This is a genomic window from Bacillus sp. JJ1562 (genome assembly GCF_036962705.1).
Classification (GTDB): Bacteria; Bacillota; Bacilli; order Bacillales; family Bacillaceae_L; genus Ferdinandcohnia.
Genome location: NZ_JBALOQ010000019.1, coordinates 1 through 679, shown reverse-complemented (window position 1 = coordinate 679; position 679 = coordinate 1). Strand labels below are relative to the sequence as shown.

1 pseudogene is annotated in these 679 nt (G+C 35.1%); it reads left to right on the top strand.

Going from position 1 to position 679, the window contains the following annotated elements:
- Positions 1–679, top strand: a pseudogene (locus V7097_RS12740) (hypothetical protein); the annotation flags it as partial.

Genomic DNA, 679 nt, shown 5'->3' with positions numbered 1-679 from the left:
CCTTTGTTTATCTTCGGTGGAAAAGATGAAGGAACTAACCGTCTAGGGTTAATGCAGCAACCTTCCAGTATTGCTGTTGATAAAGTTGGCCGCCTATTTGTAACAGATAGGGAGAACGGGGTTATCCAAGTTTTTGAACCGACGGAATTCACTACCATTCTTCATAAAGGGCTCGAATTATATGCTGAAGGTCATTATATCGAGAGTGAAATCTATTGGAATGAAATACTTCGATTAAATTCATCTTTCGGCTTGGCACATGCGGCAAAAGGAGAAGCGCTATTTAAACAGCAGCAGTATGATGATGCGATATCTGAATTTAAGTTAGGCAATGATAAGACAGGTTATTCAGAAGCATTCTGGGAAATTCGTCACCGTTGGATGCAGGATAACTTAAGCATTGTATTTTTAATTATTATTGCTTTTGTCATTCTGCGTTACATTCTCAAGTTTCTTGATAAGAAGAAAAATATATTTGAAACGCTTAAAGATATACGCTCTAAATTAGTAGAAGTGAAGCTTATTAAAGAGTTATTGTTCCTAGGAAAATTTATCACCCATCCGATTGATAGCTTATATTATGTGAAAAAATACCAAAAAGTTTCGATCCTATCAGCATCCATTCTTTATGTTGTCTTAATTATTGAATATATTCTATCGATTTATTGGACAGGGTTTA